The sequence below is a fragment of the Kitasatospora sp. NBC_01302 genome, assembly GCF_035976515.1.
Classification (GTDB): domain Bacteria; phylum Actinomycetota; class Actinomycetes; order Streptomycetales; family Streptomycetaceae; genus Kitasatospora.
Map to the genome: position 1 here is coordinate 4734999 of NZ_CP108404.1, position 18920 is coordinate 4753918.

Sequence of the window (18920 nt, forward strand, 5' to 3'; positions counted from 1 at the left end):
TTACTCCCCGCCCTCGAACGACTCCGCATACGCGACATACTCGGCCCGCTCCTCGGCCACCAGGGCGTGCGGCTCGGCGTAGACATGGTCGAAGATCAGCGTCGGGTCGGGGTCGGGCATCGAGCGCACGCCCTCGCGCACCCGCAGGCCCAGCGCCTCGCTCTCCGCCTCCACCGACGCGAAGAACTCCTCGTCGGCCAGCTTCTCGTGCTCCAGGTGCGCCTTCAGCCGGGAGATCGGGTCCTTGGCCTTCCAGGCCTCGGTCTCCTCGGTGGCCCGGTAGCGGGTCGGGTCGTCGGAGGTGGTGTGCGCACCCATCCGGTAGGTGAACGCCTCGACCAGCACCGGACCGCTGCCGCTGCGGGCGTGGTCCAGCGCCCAGCGGGTGACCGCCAGGCAGGCCAGCACGTCGTTGCCGTCCACCCGCACGCCGGGGAAGCCGAAGCCGGAGGCGCGGCGGTAGAGCGGGATCCGGGTCTGGGTGGTGGTCGGCTCGGAGATCGCCCACTGGTTGTTCTGGCAGAAGAAGACCACCGGGGAGTTGTAGACCGAGGCGAAGGTGAAGGCCTCGTTGACGTCTCCCTGGCTGGAGGCGCCGTCGCCGAAGTAGGCGATCACCGCGTCGTCCGCGCCGTCCTTGGTGATGCCCATCGCGTAGCCGGTCGCGTGCAGCGTCTGCGAGCCGATCACGATCGTGTACAGGTGGAAGTTCTTCTCGTTCGGGTCCCAGCCGCCGTGGTTCACACCGCGGAACATCCCGAGCAGGTTGAGCGGGTCCACCCCGCGACACCAGGCGACGCCGTGCTCACGGTAGGTGGGGAAGGCGTAGTCGTGCTCGCGCATCGCACGGCCGCTGCCGACCTGCGCCGCCTCCTGGCCGAGCAGCGAGGCCCACAGGCCCAGCTCGCCCTGGCGCTGCAGCGCGGTGGCCTCGGCGTCGAAGCGCCGCACCAGCACCAGGTCGCGGTAGAGGGAGCGCAGCTCCTCGGGGGTGACGGTCAGCGGGTAGTCCGGGTGCTCGACCCGCTCGCCTTCCGGGGTCAGCAGCTGGATGAGCTCGGCCGGGGCGTCCTTCCCCGCGGGGACGTTCTCGGGGACGCCGGGGGCGGCCTTCTTGCGCGCCCTCGCCGTGCTTTTGACGGTCACGTTCACTCCTCGGTCTGTCCGGCCGCCCGGGGTCGCCGGTGACCGGTCCGGTCACCTCCTCGCACAGTGCGCGGGGTGGGCGCACCGAATACGCGGCAGGTGGTGATCCTTTTCCGACGGCGTCCTCACGAGAACGTTACCCAGCGGGCGCTCTTGGCGCGCCTGCGCTAGGACGTCCTACTTGTTCCGACCTGGGTGGGATCGGACCGGGCTCACAGCTCGCGCCGGCGGGTGCCGTCAGGACACCTGCGCACGCTATCCGGGCAGCGCGTTTCGCGTAAGGGGGTTGATCGGACAGATTTGTGTGGCGGCTGGTGCGGGCGATAGGTCTTCTCTGTGGCGTTATGGGAGTATTTGGCGATGAACGAAAACGGGCGAATCAGGGTTTTCCTGCTCGACGACCACGAGGTGGTCCGCCGTGGGGTGCACGAGCTGCTGTCCGGTGAGACGGACATCGAGGTGGTCGGCGAGGCCGGCACCGCGGCCGAGGCGCTGGCCCGGATCCCCGCCGTCGCCCCCGACGTCGCCGTCCTCGACGTCCGCCTGCCGGACGGCAACGGCGTGGAGGTCTGCCGCGAGGTCCGCTCGCAGCAGCCCGCGATCCGCTGCCTGATGCTCACCTCGTTCTCCGACGACGAGGCCCTGTTCGACTCGATCATGGCCGGGGCCTCGGGCTACGTGCTCAAGGCGATCCGCGGCACCGACCTGCTCTCGGCCGTGCGCGACGTGGCCGCCGGCAAGTCGCTGCTCGACCCGGTGGCCACCAGCCGGGTGCTGCAGCGGCTGCGCGAGGGCGGCGAGAAGGAGGACGAGAAGCTCGCCCAACTGACCAGGCAGGAGCGGCGGATCCTGGAGCTGATCGGCGAGGGCATGACGAACCGTCAGATCGGCGGCGAGCTGCACCTGGCGGAGAAGACGGTCAAGAACTACGTCTCCAGCCTGCTGGCCAAAATGGGTATGGCCCGACGCACCCAGGCCGCCGCCTACGTGGCCCGGCTCGGCGCGGACCAGCAGCATCACTAACCGTCCCACCAGCGGTTGGTTAACGCACCGTCAGCGATCATGACCATCGGCACGGTGCTCACAACCGGGCAATTTCCGCCATCGGCGCCTCGCCCGGCCCGCCCGGCTACGATGACGGAGCGTGATTGACCGTCAACTCCTCTCCGCGCCAACCATCCTTACCGGCAAGCCGGTTGACCATGATCCGGACATCCTCGTCCACGCTCCGGACGGTCCGGACGCCGCCGCGCCGCCGGTGGGCACCCTCAGCCCGCCGGTCCCGCACGAGGTGCTGGCCCGGGTGCTGCGCGGCTACGCCGCCGGCCGGCTGCTCGCGGCCGAGCCGGTGGCCGAGGGCCTGCTCAACCGCGGCTACCGGGTCACCACCCACCGCGGGTGCTACTTCCTCAAGTGCTACGTGGACCAGGCCACCGCCACCCGCGCCGCGATCGCGGCCCAGCACCTGGCCACCACCGCACTGGCCGAGCGCGGCCTGCCGGTGCCGGCCCCGCTGGCCGACCGGGACGGCCACACCGTCACCGACCACGAGGGCCGCCACTTCGCGCTCTACCCCTGGGTGGCGGGGCGGCACCGCACCGGGGCCGAGCTGGACCTGTCGCAGTCCGCCGCACTCGGCACGCTCCTCGCCGAACTGCACGGCGCACTCGAGGAGATCTGCGCCCTGGTCACCCAGCCGGCCGAACTGCCCAGCGCCGAGCCCGAGGAGACCGCCGAACTGATCGGGCAGCTGCGCACGCTGGCCGCCGGGCACCGCCCGTACGGCCCGTTCGAGCACCTCGCCGAAGAACGGCTGGCCGAGCGCGCCGAGTTGCTGGCCGCCCACCGCCACCGTCGGCCCGCACCAGCGGAGTTCGGCCGCTGCGGCTGGGTGCACGGCGACTTCCACGGCCTCAACCTGCTGTACCGCGGCGGCCGGGTCGCGGGCGTGCTCGACTGGGACCGGCTGCGGGTGCGCCCGCGCGCCGAGGAGGCGGTGCGGGCCGCCACGCTGATCTTCAACGACCCGGTCACCGGCGAGCTGGACCTGGCCCGGGTGCGCCAGTACGCGCGCGGCTACCGGGCCGCCTGCGGCGCCGACCGCGCGGAGCTGGCGCTGGCCGTGCACCGGGTCTGGTGGGAGCGGCTCAACGACTTCTGGATGCTCCAGTGGCGCTACCAGCGCGCCGACCCGCGCGCCGACCCGCTCTTCCCGGCAGCCGCCGGACAGACGGTCTGGTGGTGCCAGGAGTACGAGCAGGTCCTCGACGCGTTCGTGAACTGACGGGCGTCAGTTCGGGGAGGCCGGCGCGCTCGCGTGCCCGCCGGTGCTGCCGCCGATGACACCCGCCGGCGGCGAGACCGGCGTGCTGCCACTGCCACCGGTACCACCGCCGGTGCCGCCGCCCGTGCCACCGCCGGTACCCCCACCCGTGCCACCACCGGTGCTGCCGGTCGGCTGCCCGGTGCCCGTGCTCCCGCCGGACGGCTGACCGGTGACCGTGCTCCCGCCGGACGGCTGCCCGGTGACCGTGCTGCCCCCGGACGGCTGCCCGGTGACCGTGCTGCCCCCGGACGGCTGCCCGGTGACCGGCGCGCTCGAGCGCGGCGGCCGGTAGCTCGGCTGGTAGCTCGGCTGCGACGGCTCGGTGGGCGGCTGGTACGGCGTGCGGGAGCGGCTCGGGCTCAGGCTCGGCGTGGGGCTCGGGCTGAGCGTGCTCGGCGAGTCGGACGGCGAGTCGGACGGCGAGGCCGCGTTGCTGGGCGCCACCGGGTTCACGACGCTGCCCCCGCCGCCACCGCCACCGCCGCCGGTGGACGCCACCGCGATGCCGACCCCGGCCGCCAGCACCAGCACCACACCGGCCACCCAGGCCAGCGCCTTGCGCCGGCCGCCGGGACGCGGCTGCTCCTCGTAGCCGCCGCCGTAGCCGTCACCACTGCCGCCGTTGCCGCCACCGCCCGCGCCGCCGTACGGCGTGGCCGGGGTCTGGTAGCCGCCCGCCGTGGCGCCGTAGGGCAGCACGGCGGTCTGGTCGGCGGGCCGGCCGGCGCCGGCGGCCCCGAAGACCGCCGTGACGGCGGTCCCCTGGCCCGGCGTGCCGTCGTAGCCCGACTGCCCGAAGCCGCCGAGCTGCGCGGTGGGGTAGCCGCCCGCGCCGTGCATCTCGCGCAGCGCGTGCTGGACGTGGGCGCGGAACTCGTCCGCGCTCTGGAACCGCTCGTCCGGGTTCTTCGCCAGCGAGCGCAGCACCAGCTCGTCCAGCTGCCACGGCACCCGGTTGTTGGCCTGCGAGGGCGGCACCGGCGCGTCCTGGACGTGCTGGTAGACCACCGAGAGCGGGGTGTCGCCGGTGAACGGCGGGCGCAGCGTCAGCAGCTCGTAGAGCATGCAGCCGGCCGCGTACAGGTCGGAGCGGTGGTCCACCGGCTTGCCCAGCGCCTGCTCGGGCGAGAGGTACTGCGGGGTGCCCATCACCATGCCGGTCTGGGTCATGGTGCTGGCCGCGCCGTCGAGCGCGCGGGCGATGCCGAAGTCCATCACCTTGACCGCGCCGGCGGTCGTGATGATCACGTTCGCGGGCTTGATGTCCCGGTGCACGATGCCGTGGCGGTGGCTGTAGTCCAGCGCCTCCAGCACCCCGGCGATGATGATCAGCGCCTGGTCGACCGGCGGCGCCTCCTCGTCCACCAGCAGCTCGCGGACGGTCTTGCCCTCCACCAGCTCCATCACGATGTACGGGGTGGACTCCCCGCCCACCAGCTCCTCGCCGGTGTCGTAGACCGCGACGATCGAGTGGTGGTTGAGCGAGGCCACCGAGTGCGCCTCACGGGTGAACCGCAGCCGGGACACCTCGTCCTGGGCCAGCTCGGGACGGAGCAGCTTGACCGCGACCTGGCGGCCCAGCCGCACGTCCTGGGCGGCCAGCACCTCGGCCATGCCGCCGCGGCCCAGCCGGTGGGTCAGCCGGTAGCGGCCGTCGCCGAGGGTGCCGAGCGCGGCGGCGATGCCGCGGCCCGGGGTGCTCGGACCGCCGTACGGCTGGCTCTGGGGGCGGCCGACCGTGGTCTGCTCGGGGTCGTAGTCGGACGGCTTCTCGTCCGACGCGCCCCGCTCGTAGGGGTAGTCGCGCTCGTGCTCGGGACCGGGACCGGCGCCGGGGGCAGGGGTGAACTCACCCTCGCCGTCGCCCGGCTCGTGCGTCTGTGCCATTACTCCCTCGCCCCGGGCCGACGCTCTGGTCGCGGTCGCCCTTTCGATTCGCTCCCCGAGAACGCTACCGCCAATGGCGCCCGCACCCCGAATGCGTCCGGCTGCCGGAGAGCGGGCAGCCCGGTGCGTGTCCGCGCCGTTACGCCAGGTCCTGCGACGGCCCGGCGGCCCGGTCGAGGTGGCTGACCTGGGCGGGCACCGCCGGCTGGCCACTGGTGTCGGTGCTGCTCTTGGCCACGATCGCGATGATGATGACCATCAGAACGATCACGCCGATGATCACGCCGATCACCACCAGCGCCGTCGAGCAGCCGTTGTTGTTGGCCCGCACCGGCTGCGGCGGCGCGTACGGGACGGCCTGCGGCATCGGCGCGGGCGTGGGCGCCTGCTGCGGGAAGGCCGGCGGCGTCCGGTAGGCCTGCGGCGCCGGGGTCTGGTACGGCTGCTGGTAGGGCTGCGGGGCCGGGGTGCTCGGCCCGGGCCCGTAGGCCGGCGGCGGGGTCTGCGGCCCGTACGGGCCGGCCACCGGCTGCGGCTGGTAGGGCTGGTGCACCTGCGGGCCGGGGGTGTTGATGTCCCCGCCGACCGGCGGGAAGTTGGTCAGCGAGCTGGAGGCGTGGGTGGCCCGCGGCCCCTCGCTGATCACCAGCGGGGAGGCGGCCAGCGAGGCGCCGCCGCTCTTCTCCCCGCTCGCCACCCGCTCCACCTCGTCGCGCATGGTCTGCGCGGTGGGGAAGCGGTGCGCGGGGTCCTTGCGCAGCGAACGGGCCACCAGCGCGTCCACCGCCGGGGTCACCGCGCGGTTCAGGCTGGAGGGGGCCGGCGGCTGCTCCTGCACGTGCTTGTAGGCGATGGAGAACGGCGAGTCCCCGTCGAACGGGAGCTGGCCGGTGAGCAGTTCGAAGAGCATGCAGCCGACCGAGTAGAGGTCGGAGCGGGCGTCCACGCTCTTGCCCAGCGCCTGCTCGGGCGAGAGGTACTGCGGGGTGCCGACCACCATGCCGGTCTGGGTCATCGAGGTCACCCCCGACTGCATGGCCCGGGCGATGCCGAAGTCCATCACCTTGACCTCGCCCTTGGTGTTCACCATGACGTTGCCGGGCTTGATGTCGCGGTGCACCAGGCCCTGGTCGTGCGAGGTGTCCAGGGCGGCCAGCACCGCGCTGGTGATCTTCAGGGCCTGGTCGGCGGGCATCGCGCCGTGCTCGGCGATCGCCTGGTTGAGCACGTCGCGCAGCGAGTGGCCCTCGACGTACTCCATGACGATGTAGGGGGTGGTGGCACCGTCCGGTGCCACCTCCTCGCCGGTGTCGTGGACCGCGACGATGTTGGGGTGCTGGAGGCGGGCGACGGCCTGCGCCTCGCGCCGGAAGCGCTCGCGGAAGGACTGCTCCCGGCCCAGCTCGGTGTGCAGCGTCTTCACTGCGACGTTGCGGCCGAGCACGTTGTCGTAGGCCAGGTGGACCGAGGCCATACCGCCCTCGCCCAGCAGCCGCTGCAGGACATACCGCCCGTGGCCCAGCGAGGTGAGCTGCCCCTGCGACTGGTCCACTCCGGTGCTGCCGTCCTCGCTCATGGTCCTCTGCTTCCCCCTCGGCGGGCCTGCGACAGGGGTCAGGGTATCGGCTGCGCCGTCGCGCACCGTCACCGCGCCCGGATGCACCACCGGGGTGCGCCGACGGTGTCCGAACGGCCCGGGCACGGCCGGTCGCCGCGCCCGGGAACCCGCACGGTCACGGGGCCGGCGGCTACAGGTAGGGGCCCGAGCGCATGCCGCGCCCCTCGCCCGGGTCCTCGAACTCCTGGTCCGGCGGCACGCTGCCCGGCGGCAGCGCGCGGCGCATCTGCTCCAGCTGGGCCCGGGCGGCCATCTGCTGGGCGAAGAGCGCGGTCTGGATCCCGTGGAAGAGCCCCTCCAGCCAGCCGACCAGCTGGGCCTGGGCGATCCGCAGCTCGGCCTCGGTGGGGATGGTGTCCTCGGTGAACGGCAGCGAGAGCCGCTCCAGCTCCTCCACCAGCTCCGGCGCCAGCCCGAGTTCCAGCTCCTTGATCGAGCTGGCGTGGATGTCCTTCAAGCGGGCCCGGCTGGCCTCGTCGAGGGGAGCCGCGCGGACCTCCTCCAGCAGCTGCTTGATCATGCTGCCGATCCGCATCACCTTGGCGGGCTGCTCGACCATCTCGGTCACCGGCAGCTCGCGGTGCTCCCCGTCCTCGCCGGTGCGGCCGAAGACCCGGCCCTGGGCGCCGGGCGCGCCGCCGATCGCCATGCCGTCCGGGCCCACGATCAGTACCTGCTGCAGGTGGTCGTCCGACGGCCCGGTCGGTCCCGTCGATCCCTGGTACGGCTCGTGCTCGGGCCGTTCGTTCGGCTTCGTCATAGCTCTTTCATATGCTCCGGCCGGTGAGGGGGTCAACCGACCTTGGTCTCGGCGGCCGTGGCCCCGCCCCCGGGCCCCGGCCGCCGCCGGTCAGCCGCGGCGCAGCCGCAGCCCCACCATCCCCAGCCCGAGGCCGATCAGCACCAGCCCGGTACCGAGGACGAGCACCAGCGTGGCCGGGTCCCGCAGGGTCACCATGACGGTGGAGACCGTGGCGGCCTGCTGGGCTGGCGTGGTGGCGGCGACGGGAGCCGGGGTGTCCGCGGGCGCCAGCGGGTCCGTCACGGTGCCGGGCGGCGTCGCCGGCACCAGGGCGGGCGCGTCCGGGGCGCCCGGCAGGTCGGCGGGGACATCGGCAGGGGCATCGGCGGAGGCATCGGCAGGGGCGTCGGCGGGGGCGTCGGCGGGGAGATCGGCGGGGGTGCCGGTGGCGGAACCGGCCCCGGCCTCGCTGGGAGCGGCACCCGGGTCGTCGGCCCGGACGTCGCCCGGGTCGTCCTGGGCAGCGCCCGTCGGCGGGTCGGCGGGCGGCGCGGCCGCGGGGAGCACCGCGGCGCCGGTGGGGCGGCAGGTCGCCGCATCGGCGGTGGGGGACGTCGTCCCGGTACCGGTGGTGAGCCCGCCCGGGGACGGGGACGCGGTGGGACGCGGCGTCGGCCGGGCGCCGGTGCTCGCCGCAGCGGTGGGCGTGGCGGTCCGGGGCGGGCTCGCGGCCGGCCCCGAGGACTGCGCCCTGCTCGGCGACGGGGGCGGCGCCGAGGTGGCCGGCCGGGTCGCGGTCGGCGGCTGCGCGCCGACCGGCCGGGCCTCGCCCGTCGCGCCGTCCGGATCGCCGCGGGTCGGGCTCGCGGCCGGGCTCCGGTCGCCGTCCGGGTCGGGCGCCGCGGCCGTCCCAGCCGCGGCCGGTGCCGACTCGGGTGCCGGCCGCGGCTGCTCGGACGCCAGGCCGGCGGTGACGGCGGCCGGCTGCGCGACCGCGCCGCTGGCCGCCGCCTGTGCGGTGGCCGCCGGCAGCACGAGGGAGAGCAGCACCGGCGCCGTCAGCCCCGCGCCTGCGGCGAGCCTGGCGGTGCGCCGCACGGCCCCGCGGCTGCGGCAGAGGGCCGATCGGCAGCGGACGGTACGGGAGAGGAGACCGGAGCGGGTCGCGCGGCAGACCCGGCGGGTGCGTGCGGCGGCGTAACGCGAGAGCGGGGACGACGAGAGCGAGGGCTTGGCCACGGACGACGGTCCTTCCGACGGCCGGTGCCCGGGGGCTCCGGCGGCGGGACAGCTCCGGACCAGCGTCACACAGACCGCCGAGCCGGGCATGTCGGCCGTCCGTGGCACCGCTCCCGCGGGCCGGCGGCAGCCTCAGTCGTGGCCGGGCAGCGCCAGCCAGTCCGCCCAGGAGATGTCGCGCCCCAGGCAGCGCGGCTGCGCGAACGGCCAGTCGGCGCCGATCCAGGACGGGACGAGGGCGTCCAGCGCCGCCTCGATCTCGCCGCCGACCAGCTCGTCCACCACCCACCAGGAGATCTCGGCGTCGGAGCCCGGCTTCTCGGGCGGATCGATGTAGACGCAGCCCAGCAGCGCGGTCTCCGCGGTGTCCAGCAGCGCGTAGTTGAAGGACTGGTGGGCCGCGATCTCGGCCTCGTGCCGGGCCAGGTCGGCCCGGTCCGCCTCGTAGGTCATGGTGGCCGCCGGCCAGCCCCAGGCCGGCCCGTAGACGGACCAGAGGCGCTCGCGCGAACCCATCACCGCCGGGTAGTCGATCTCGGTGTCGGCCGCCTTGATCGGGCGCAGGTGGTAGCCGTCGAGGACGGGCACGTGGACAGGGTGGACGAACTCCGCGGGCAGCCAGGTCATAGCGCCGGACAGTACCCGCGCGCGGGGCCGGGCCCCAGGGGTTTTCCGGCCGCAGGCCGGCTCAGCCGGACACGCAGGCCTTGCCCAGCTCCCCCGCCGCGTCCGTGATCGGCGACAGGTCGGGCTGCCGGTCGTGGGCGAGACCGTCCTGGGCGTTGCGGATCGCCTCGGTCAGCTTGTCGACCGCGCTGTTCAGGTCGGCGTGGGCACCCTTGCCGCCGATCTTCTTCACGTCGTCCTGCAGCTTGTGCAGCGCGTCGGCGGTGTGCCGGCGGCGGCTCGCTTCGGTCAACTGCCCGACGTTGAGGGCGGAGTCCTTCAGGTCCTGGACGTCGCCGGTGACGCTGATGGCCATCTTGCCGCAGTCGCGCGCGTTGTCGACGTTGTTGCAGCCCGCGACGGCCGGGACCGCGAGGAACAGCGTGGACACGGCCACCGCCGGCCGGTGCAGCCTGATCCGCATGACGACTCTCCCCCTGGACGAGAACCTTGCCCCACTCCCCTGACCCGTCAACACCTTTCGCCAGTCGCAAGGTTCCTGATCCTGCGTCGATTCCGTGCGGCCGCCGGGCACGGCGTCAGCGCATCGCCTTCGAACGCCAGTAGCCGAACTGGTCCAGCGGTTCGCCGTCCAGCTGCCACGGCCAGGGCGTCACCGTCTCGCCGATCAGCTCGAAGGTCCGGGTCGCCTCGCGGACCCGGCCGGCCTGGACCAGGGCGTAGGCCAGCAGGTTGAGATCGGCCAGGGCGCCCGCGTGCTGCAGCCGGTCGGGGCCGGTCCAGTCGGTCAGGGCGCGCTCCAGGGCCGCGTTCGCGCGGGCGTGCGACCACTGGCGGCGGGCCAGCAGCGCCTCCACCCCGCCCTTGGCGGTGATGCGCTCGTACTCCTCGACCAGCGAGGTCAGTTCCACCCCCACCGCCGGCGCCGTCGCGGGGATCCCGGAGCGGACCGCGTCCACGAAGTCCAGCTGGTGGCTGCGCGATCCGCACTCCTCCGGCGAGAGGTAGTGCAGCATCTGCAGGTGCGCCTCGCGGTGCCAGGCGTCGCGGGCGGTCACCTCGTGCCAGACCTCGAAGACGTCCCGCGAGTCGGCGCGCAGCAGCCGCAGCATCGCGAGCAGGACCACCCAGGGGGTCGGGTCGTTCGGCTTGGCGGCAGCCGCCCGGTGGCAGTGGTCGGCGGTGGCCCGGGCGTCCTCCATCGTGCCCCGGCGGCGGCCGCGCACCAGCTCGACCCAGGCGTCGAAGACCAGCGCGTCCGCGCTGCGCGGCTGCCGCTGCCGCCAGGAGCGGGCCAGCCCGGAGTGCGCGGCGGCCTCGGCGAGCACGGCGCACCGGTGGGCCCGCCGGTCCCAGTCGGCTCCGGCCTCCTTGAGGACCCGCTCCACCTGGTCGATCTGGATCTCGCTCTGGCCCGGCATCGGGGGCGAGTCCAGCTGTCGGCGCACCTGGCCGAGCTTGACGTCATCGAGTTCCGGCAGCATGCGCGGCCCGGAACTCCGAAATCTTCGAAGGATCGACATTCGCGCAGCCTAGGGCGCGCGCGCAGTCCCAGACAGACCTCGGCCGCAGCTCCGAGGGAATCGTTATTCGCCGGTCGGCGCGGGGTGACCGTACCGCCTCGTACCGCGACCCGGGAGCGCCGCAGCGCCCCCGGACCGGCCCCGAGCGCGGGCCGGCTCCGCCCTCGCGCGGACCTCACGTCCAGAGCTGGTCGCCCAGGCTCCCGCCCGGTGCGGCGCCGGGCAGGACGTAGGCGACGGCCGAGGCCTGGTGCTCCAGGAAGGGGGTGAGGGCGTCGCGGCCGGCCAGCCGGTTCTGGACCCGGCTGAACTGGGCGGGGTCGCGCATGAAGGCGCAGAAGAGCAGGCCGCGGTCGGCCGGGCCGTCGTCGTAGCTGTAGCTGCGGCGGAGCATCCGGGCGCCGCCGTCGAGCCGCGGGCTGGTCAGGCGGACGTGGGCGGTGGCGGGGATGACGTAGGAGCCGTCGGGGTTCTTGGCGTAGATGTCCGGGTCGTCGTGCTCGGCGGTGCCGGTCAGCGGGACGCCGTCGCGGGCACGGCGGCCGATCACCAGGTCGCGCTGGTTCCCGGGCAGGGCCGCGAAGCCGGCGACGTCCATCCGGATCCTGCGGTAGACCAGGACGGTGCCGTTCAGGTGGACCCCGGGCGGGCCCCAGACCCAGCTCTCGTCCGCCGCGGCGTCCGGATTGGCGGTGCCGTCCTTGAAGCCGAACAGGTTGCGCGCAGTGGTGCCCGGGGCCGTGACCGGCAGGAAGCCGGACTGCGTCCAGCGGGGCACGGCGCCGGCGGCGTGTGCGGCCGTGCCCACGAGTTCGGCGACGACGGTCAGGGTCCACCGGTCGGCCGCGCAGAGCTGGACGAGGAGGTCGCCGCCGCCGCGGGCCGGGTCGAGGCGGTCACCGGGGAAGGGCGGCAACTCGGCCAGTGCGGCAGGGACGTTGAGGCCGAGCCGGGTGGCGAGAGCCGGACCGACGCCGACCAGCGAGGTGAGCCGGCTCGCGCCGCCGCCCTGCAGCCGTGGGTCCGACGGTGCGTCACCGGCCGTGTCGGACAGGGTGCTTGTCAGCGCGCCGAGCACGGCGCGCAGGGTCTGCCGGTCGGCGGCCGGGGAGGTCTGCGGGAGGTCGAGCGCGAGCAGCTGGGTGGCCGGCTGCGCGGGAGCCGTCACCCCCGCCTGCCGGGCGCCGTGGAACGCGATCGCGGCCTCGGCCGGCGGGGCGCCGGGGCGCCCGGATCTCCGTTCGTCGCGGGCCAGTTCGTCGCCTGCCGCACCGAGCCCGGCGGCGAGCAGGGCTCCGGCGGCGAGCAGTGCCCGGCGTCGTACCGGCCCGGTCGCGGCGGGTGCGGCCGGATCCTGCGCATTTCCCGATTCGGTGGGCATGCGGCTATTGGAGACGATAGAACTCCTGTCATGCAAACCCTGTCTGCGAAGCGTCCGTTGAGCTGTTCGACGGTGCGGGCGGCGGCGCTGCGGTGGCTGCCGGTGCTGGCCGTCTCGGTCGCGCTGACGGCCACCGGGTGCTCCTCGGCGGGGCCGCGGCATCCGGCCGGCACCGTGCTGCGGGTGCCGCAGGACTTCCACACGGTGCAGCAGGCGGTGGACGTCGCTCGCGAGGGCGACACGGTGCTGATCGGCCCCGGTGTGTACCGGGAGAGCGTGCACGTCACCAGGCCCCGCGTGGTGCTGCGCGGAACGGACCGCAACACGGTGGTGTTCGACGGCGGCGTGCGCCTGGTCAACGGCATCACCGTGACCGGTGCCGGCTCGGTGGTGGAGAACCTCACCGTGCACGGCTACCTCGCCAACGGCGTGCTCTTCACCGGCGTCACCGACCAGCAGCTGCAGCAGCGCGGCGCCGGCGGTTCGGCGTACAACCCGCTGGACACCGCCCGCTTCCCGGCGGTCCAGGGCTTCCGGGCGACCCGGGTGACGGCCTACGACAACGGCCTCTACGGCATCTACGCCTTCGACGCACACGGCGGCGTGATCGAGGACTCCTACGCCTCCGGGCAGGCCGACTCCGGCATCTACGTCGGCCAGTGCCGGCCCTGCGACACCCTGGTGCGCGGCAACACCATGGAGCGCAACGCGGTCGGCATCGAACTGACCAACGCCTCGGAGGGCTTGTCGGTGCTGGGCAACCGGGTCGCCGGCAACCGGGTCGGCGTCACCGTCAACTCCAACGACCTGGAGGCCCTGGCCCCGCAGCACGGCGCGGTGATCGCGGGCAACGTGGTCGCCGACAACAACGCCGCCGACACCCCCGAGCAGGCGGACGGCGCCTTCGGCATCGGGATCGGCATCGGCGGCGGCACCGGGAACCGCGTGCAGCGCAACCTGGTCCAGGGCAACCAGGCGGTCGGCGTGGTCGTCACCGACCCGCCGGGGCACCCGGCGAGCGGCAACAGCATCGAGGACAACCACGTCACCGGCAACGGCACGGACCTCGCCCTGGCCGCGGCCGCCCCCGACAACTGCTTCAGCGGCAACCAACCCGCCACCCAGAGCCCGGACGGCCTGGAGGGCCTCGCCGGCTGCGGCGCCGGCGCGCGGGGCGCGCTGCCCGCCGGGCGGACGACGCCGGTGCAGGCGCCGCCGGGCGTTCCGTTCAGCCAGGTGCCGGCCCCGCCCGCCCAGCCGACCATGCCCGACCCGGCGGCCGCGGCGGCCCCGGCCACCGGCCTGCCGGGGGCCGTCGATCCGGACGCCTACCCGCTCCCGACGGACGCCACCGCCGTGCCCGGCGCGCACTGACGGACCGTCAGACTGGTCGCCTCGACGGTCAGTCGGTGTCCCAGGGCGCCTCGGGGAGCTTCGCACCGGCGTCGTGTCCGGCGAACTCCACGGTGGTGGGGGTCCCCAGGCCCGGCATCCGCATCGTCACCCGCCCCAGGCCGCCGTTGGCGTCGACCCAGTAGGTGAGCGGCGACCGGCCGCCGTCGGACCCCGTCCCGGGCGTGCTGCCCTGGGCGCGCGGCCCGGCGAACCGGTCGTAGCTGCGGCCGTCGATCCGGTCGCGGCCCAGCCAGCGGGCTCCGGACTGGGCGAGCAGCAGCGGGTTGTCGGGCCGGTCCGCACCCAGCCCCATCAGCAACTGGAGCCCGGCGTCCAGCGGATCGGCCGTGTAGGGGCGCGGGGACCAGCCCGAGCGCGGGATGTGCTCGGCCTGCTGCCAGGGCGGCCCGGGGTCGCCCGACGGGACGGGAGCCAGCCCCAGGCCGTCGTCGTCCCAGACGATCAGGCCGTGGTCGAGCGGTCCGGCTCCGGCTGCGGAGGCTGCGCCGGTCCCGGTGGTCTCGTAGCTGCCCGCCGCCCGGTGGCTGCGGTAGTCCACCACCCCGCTCACGCGGACCACCACCGCGCCGCCCTCGTCGGCGGTGAGGGTCACCGCGACCGGGCTGGCCTGGTAGAGGTTCAGCCGCGACAGCGCCAGCTGGGACGCCTCGTCCATGGTCACCGGGCGCGCGGCGGCCTCGCCGGACAGGGCCCGGTAGCCGACCAGGCCGCCCGCCACGGTGCCGCACACCGCGACCGCGATCAGTGCTCTGAGCCAGTGCCTACGACGCGGCGCAGCCGTCCGCCCGTCGCTCTTCGTCTTGCGCGCCATGCGGTCGCCCTCCCTGGTCGGTTGGTCCAACGGTGGGGCGGGCCCGCGGACCAGTGGTCCACGGGCCCGCCCAGGGGCAGCGCTGTACCGGCCCCGGACCTACTGGTGCTGTGTCCTTCGCCTGCGCAGCAGCACGAGCATCGCCGCGCCGACGACGGTGAGCACGGCACCGCCGGCCAGCGCCATCGGCACCAGCCCGCTCATGCCGGTGAACGCCAGGCGCGAGCCGGGCGGGGAGCCCGCCGGCGGTGCTGCGGCCGGTGTGCTCGGCACCGGCACCACCGGTGCCGGCGTCGGCGACGGGCTCGACGGCGCGGGCGACGGGCTCGGCGACGGCGTCGGGCTCGGCGACGGCGTCGGCGACGGGCTCGGCGTCGGGGTGGGCAGCAGCTGGTTGACGGCCGTCACCGAGACCCCGGCGTCGAGGTTGTCGGAGGTCAGCACCAACGGCCCGAACACCGTCACGTCCGGCACGGCGTACCCGGGCGGCGAACCGACCTCCTGCCAGTAGTACGTCCCCGGCAACCCGCTGCCCTGGCAGACGCCGTCGGCCCCGGTGGTGCAGCTCCCGCCGACCTTGGTGTCCGGTTTCGCCCCGGTGGTCTGCAGGCCGCCGGAGCCGTTCGTCTCCTCCCACAGCTGGAACTGCGCCCCGGCCAGCGGCTTGCCGTCCTGGTCGTGCTTGAGCACCCGCAGCACGCCCTCCTGCTGCCGGAAGCCGAAGTCGTAGGTGTGGTTGTTCTCGCCCGGCCCGCCGGTGGTCAGCGAGGTCTGCGGGAACTTCGCACCGGCCGGCACGATGCCCTTGGAGTCGATGAAGTGGTTGTCCCCGACGTCCGCGGCGGTGGGCACCCACTGGTAGAGCGGGCCGCCCTTGGCGTAGTCGGCCGGGTTGTCGAGGCGGATGGTGTAGTCGGTCCTCGGCTTGAGGCCGCCGGTGACGTCCGAGTCGTCGAAGTAGTACTCACCGCGCGAGGTCGTCGTCGTGGTCCCGACCAGCTTCCCCGACCCGTCGTACAGGTGGACGGTCACGCCCACCACCGGGCGCTGGCCCGGTTCCTGGAGGCCCGAGCGCTCGGGGTCGTACCAGACCCGGTTGCCGATCTGCAGCGGCGCCTGGTCGCAGAGCACCTCGAGGTCGCCCATCGAGGCGCCCTTGCCGAACGGGGCGCTGGTCCCCTTCGGGGTCAGCCGCAGGCCGAACTTCGGGTCCTGCGAGCCGTCCGCGCGCTCCAGGAACGAGGTGCCGTAGCCGACCGGGGTGTGGTCGGGGTCGAAGGAGGAGACCGCGATGGTGCTCTCGACCTTGGAGAGCGCCATGCCGGCGAACGCCGTGTTGTGGTGACCCACCGCGGCCCAGGCGGTGTCGAAGAACCGGGCACCGCGCACGGTCTCGCCGCAGCCCTTGTCGGTGTCCATCACGTACGTGCCGTTCGCCAGGCAGGCCTTGTCCAGGTCACCGCCGGACATGACGTTGAAGACGGAGCCCGGTGCGGGGGCTCCCGGCTCGCGGTCGGCGAAGCGGTCGCGGAAGGCGAGCAGCATCGAGCCGTCGGTCTCGAAGAGGATCTCGCCCAACTCCGGTTCGGGGTTGGCCATGGTGGCGGTGCCGCACGCCTTGCCGTTCTGCGTGGTCGGGTATGTGCTGGTCCACGGGAACCAGCCCGCGCCGTCGCACGGACCCGAACCGACCGTCGAGGCACGCGGGTAGTCCAGCGGCTGGTCCAGCACCGGCTTGCCGAACGCCCCGGTGGTGAGGTCGAACGGCATGACCACGGCGCGCACGTCCGTGAGCCTGTCCGTGGACTGGCCGGAGCAGACGCCGCCGAGGTAGCCGGTCCCGTCCTGCAGACCGAGACCGAACGGCCGCCAGTCCCCGTCCGCCGGGCAGCCCGGGTCCGGGATCGGGTAGACGGCCTTCGGCGCCGAGGCCGTCGCCCCGGTGGCGTCGTAGCGGTACAGCTTGCGGTCGTTGAGGTTGACGACGAAGAGGTCCTTGCCGTCATCGGTGATCTTGATCCCGCCCAGGCTCTCCTTGCCGGGCACGTCGAGGAAGGCGTCGTCCGTCCCCGGCCCGTGCACGGTGCTGCCCGCGTCCGGCACGGTGGCGAAGAGCGTCGTCCTCTTCCGCGCGGGGTCGGTGACGTAGAGCGCGCCCGCGCCGCCGGGGCCGTAGGCGGTGCCGCGCTTGGCCACCGCCGAGGAGAAGAGCCGCTGGTCGGCCTTGTCCCAGGCCAGGCCGTACACCGTGCCGGTGTCGGCGTTGGTGGCCAGGGTCGTCGCGGTGGTGCCGTCGCCGCCGGGGCCCTCCTGGCCGCGCGCGCTGTACGGGAAGGAGACCAGCGTGCGCTCGGCACCGCCCTCGGTGTTGGCGGGCTGGCAGGTCGCCACCAGCGGAGCGTTCTTCTGGCAGTAGTCGCCCGGGTTCCACAGCCCGGTGGTGTACGCGACGTTCTTGCCGCCGGAGAGGTCGACGAACTCCTCGTTGCTGCTCAGCTGGGTGGGCGCGCCGTCCAGCCCCTGGCGCGAGGCGAAGGCCGGGAAGAGCACGCCCGGTTGCGGATTCACCACCTGCACGCGGTACGTGCCGCCGGTGGCCTTGCTCGCGCCCGGGGCCAGCGTGACCGTGCCGTCGGCCGCGGTGACCCCTTCGACGTCCGTCCCGGCGTCGTCGGTGAGGGTCACCTTGACGCCCGCGATACCCGGCTCCAGTGCGGGGGTCCACACCCCGCTGGTGTCGACGGCCCGGATCACCCGGACCGTCACCGACCCGTCCCCGGTCTGCGAGGACGCCGTCGGTGCCGCCGCCAGCGAGCAGCTGCCGATCCCCAGCAGCAGCGCCGCGACACTGCCCACGGTGCGGCGACCGGGAACACCCGGGCGGCGCCGGCCCGGCCCGCGCGCACTGCTGTTCGAATCTTCGTTCGTAGTTGTCATCCCCTGCTCTCATCGTTCAGAAGGGAGCCGATGCCCGAACTCGTGTGGGATTGCATGAGAGTTGGCGGAGAACCGCCTGGGGGCGAGCTTAGAGGCGATCTGAGCAAGATCGTGGCGGAACGGCGAACTCGGGTTCCACTAACTCATCGTCCAGTGAACCCGGTTACATGTGATGCACAGCCGAACACCGTCCTCTCATGAAGCTGTCCCGCACCCCGGAGCGGGTGCGGGACAGCGTCGATCGCGGACGGGTGGATCCGTCACACCTGCAGGACGATCTTCCCCACCTGCTCCCCCGCCTCCAGCGCCCGGTGCGCCTCGCCGGCCTCGGTCAGCGGCAGCACCCGGTCGATCACCGGCTTCACCACGCCCGACTCCACCAGCGGCCACACGTGCTCGCGCACCGCCGCCACGATCGCCGCCTTCTCCGCCAGCGGACGCGGGCGCAGCGAGGTGGCCACCACCGCGCCGCGCTTGGCCAGCAGCTTGCCCAGGTCCAACTCGCCGGTGCGGCCGCCCTGCAGACCGATGATCACCAGTCGCCCCGCCATCGCCAGCGCGTCCACGTTCCGCTGCAGGTACTTGGCGCCCATGATGTCCAGGATCACGTCCACCCCGTGGCCGCCGGTGGCCTCGCCGACCGCCGCCACGAAGTCCTGCTCGCGGTAGTTGATCCCCACGTCCGCGCCCAGCTCCTTGCAGCGCGCCAGCTTCTTGGCGCTGCCCGCGGTCACGATCACCTTGGCGCCGACCGCCTTCGCCAGCTGGATCGCCAGCGACCCGATCCCGCTCGCGCCGCCGTGCAGCAGCACGGTCTCGCCCGGGCGCAGGTGGGCGACCATGAAGACGTTGGACCAGACGGTGGCGGCCACCTCGGGCAGCGCGGCGGCGGCCACCAGGCCCAGGCCCCGGGGCACCGGCAGGAGTTGGCCCACCGGGACGGCGACCTTCTGGGCGTAGCCGCCGCCGGCCAGCAGCGCGCAGACCTCGTCGCCGACCGCCCAGCCGGCGACCCCGGGGCCGAGCGCCGCGATCTTGCCCGAGCACTCCAGGCCCGGATAGGGCGAGGCGCCGGGCGGCGGGTTGTAGCTGCCCTGGCGCTGGAGGGTGTCCGCGCGGTTGACGGCGGTGGCGGCGACCTCGACCAGGACCTCGCCCTCGCCGGGGACCGGGTCCTCCACCTCGGCCCAGACGAGCGCTTCGGGACCGCCGGGCTCGGGAATCGTGATTGCGTACATGCGTCCGACGCTACCCGGCCGCCCCGGCG

The 18920-nt window shown here is 74.0% G+C and carries 15 protein-coding genes; 3 read left to right on the plus strand and 12 right to left on the minus strand.

Annotation, left to right across the window (positions count from 1 at the left end; translation table 11 throughout):
- Entirely contained in the window at window positions 1-1146 is a 1146-nt protein-coding gene (pdhA, locus tag OG294_RS20420) for a pyruvate dehydrogenase (acetyl-transferring) E1 component subunit alpha (protein WP_442789184.1), read from the minus strand.
- 360 nt (window positions 1147-1506) lie between these two features.
- On the opposite strand from pdhA, the gene OG294_RS20425 reads away from it, so the two are divergent.
- Both OG294_RS20425 and OG294_RS20430 read left to right on the plus strand, forming a co-directional pair.
- Window positions 1507-2169: a response regulator transcription factor gene (locus OG294_RS20425; protein WP_327067952.1), complete on the plus strand. Its 663-nt coding sequence runs from the start codon at window positions 1507-1509 to the stop codon at window positions 2167-2169.
- Between the two features lie 235 nt (window positions 2170-2404).
- Entirely contained in the window at window positions 2405-3430 is a 1026-nt protein-coding gene (locus OG294_RS20430) for a phosphotransferase (protein ID WP_442789350.1), read from the plus strand.
- 6 nt (window positions 3431-3436) lie between these two features.
- Here OG294_RS20430 and OG294_RS20435 read toward each other — a convergent pair whose 3' ends face one another.
- The 8 genes from OG294_RS20435 to OG294_RS20470 all read right to left on the minus strand — a co-directional run bounded on the left by OG294_RS20435 (window position 3437) and on the right by OG294_RS20470 (window position 12489).
- Window positions 3437-5359 carry a protein kinase domain-containing protein gene (locus tag OG294_RS20435; protein ID WP_327067954.1) on the minus strand — a complete coding sequence of 641 codons (1923 nt, stop codon included), beginning with the start codon at window positions 5357-5359 and terminating at the stop codon, window positions 3437-3439.
- 139 nt (window positions 5360-5498) lie between these two features.
- Window positions 5499-6935: a protein kinase domain-containing protein gene (locus OG294_RS20440; RefSeq protein ID WP_327067955.1), complete on the minus strand. Its 1437-nt coding sequence runs from the start codon at window positions 6933-6935 to the stop codon at window positions 5499-5501.
- Window positions 6936-7107: 172 nt separating this feature from the next.
- Window positions 7108-7626 (minus strand): bacterial proteasome activator family protein, encoded by a 519-nt coding sequence (locus OG294_RS20445; RefSeq protein ID WP_327071606.1) that lies wholly within the window; start codon window positions 7624-7626, stop codon window positions 7108-7110.
- Between the two features lie 201 nt (window positions 7627-7827).
- Window positions 7828-8958, minus strand: a complete 1131-nt coding sequence (locus OG294_RS20450; RefSeq protein WP_327067956.1) for a hypothetical protein — start codon at window positions 8956-8958, stop codon at window positions 7828-7830.
- 132 nt (window positions 8959-9090) lie between these two features.
- Complete coding sequence (locus OG294_RS20455) at window positions 9091-9585, minus strand: N-acetyltransferase (protein WP_327067957.1); 495 nt, start codon at window positions 9583-9585, stop codon at window positions 9091-9093.
- A 61-nt stretch (window positions 9586-9646) separates the two neighbouring features.
- Window positions 9647-10048 carry a hypothetical protein gene (locus tag OG294_RS20460; RefSeq protein ID WP_327067958.1) on the minus strand — a complete coding sequence of 134 codons (402 nt, stop codon included), beginning with the start codon at window positions 10046-10048 and terminating at the stop codon, window positions 9647-9649.
- Window positions 10049-10163: 115 nt separating this feature from the next.
- Window positions 10164-11069 (minus strand): hypothetical protein, encoded by a 906-nt coding sequence (locus tag OG294_RS20465; protein ID WP_327067959.1) that lies wholly within the window; start codon window positions 11067-11069, stop codon window positions 10164-10166.
- A gap of 214 nt (window positions 11070-11283) precedes the next feature.
- The gene (locus tag OG294_RS20470; protein WP_327067960.1) at window positions 11284-12489 is read right to left on the minus strand and encodes a Dyp-type peroxidase; all 1206 of its coding nucleotides are present in this window, start codon (window positions 12487-12489) and stop codon (window positions 11284-11286) included.
- 30 nt (window positions 12490-12519) lie between these two features.
- On the opposite strand from OG294_RS20470, the gene OG294_RS20475 reads away from it, so the two are divergent.
- Window positions 12520-13863, plus strand: a complete 1344-nt coding sequence (locus OG294_RS20475; protein ID WP_327067961.1) for a right-handed parallel beta-helix repeat-containing protein — start codon at window positions 12520-12522, stop codon at window positions 13861-13863.
- 28 nt (window positions 13864-13891) lie between these two features.
- Here the strand turns inward: OG294_RS20475 and OG294_RS20480 are convergent, their stop codons facing one another.
- The 3 genes from OG294_RS20480 to OG294_RS20490 all read right to left on the minus strand — a co-directional run bounded on the left by OG294_RS20480 (window position 13892) and on the right by OG294_RS20490 (window position 18891).
- Complete coding sequence (locus tag OG294_RS20480) at window positions 13892-14716, minus strand: hypothetical protein (RefSeq protein WP_327067962.1); 825 nt, start codon at window positions 14714-14716, stop codon at window positions 13892-13894.
- Between the two features lie 99 nt (window positions 14717-14815).
- Window positions 14816-17572 (minus strand): SdrD B-like domain-containing protein, encoded by a 2757-nt coding sequence (locus tag OG294_RS20485; protein WP_327067963.1) that lies wholly within the window; start codon window positions 17570-17572, stop codon window positions 14816-14818.
- Window positions 17573-17913: 341 nt separating this feature from the next.
- Window positions 17914-18891 (minus strand): NAD(P)H-quinone oxidoreductase, encoded by a 978-nt coding sequence (locus OG294_RS20490; RefSeq protein WP_327067964.1) that lies wholly within the window; start codon window positions 18889-18891, stop codon window positions 17914-17916.
- Window positions 18892-18920: the final 29 nt, after the last annotated feature.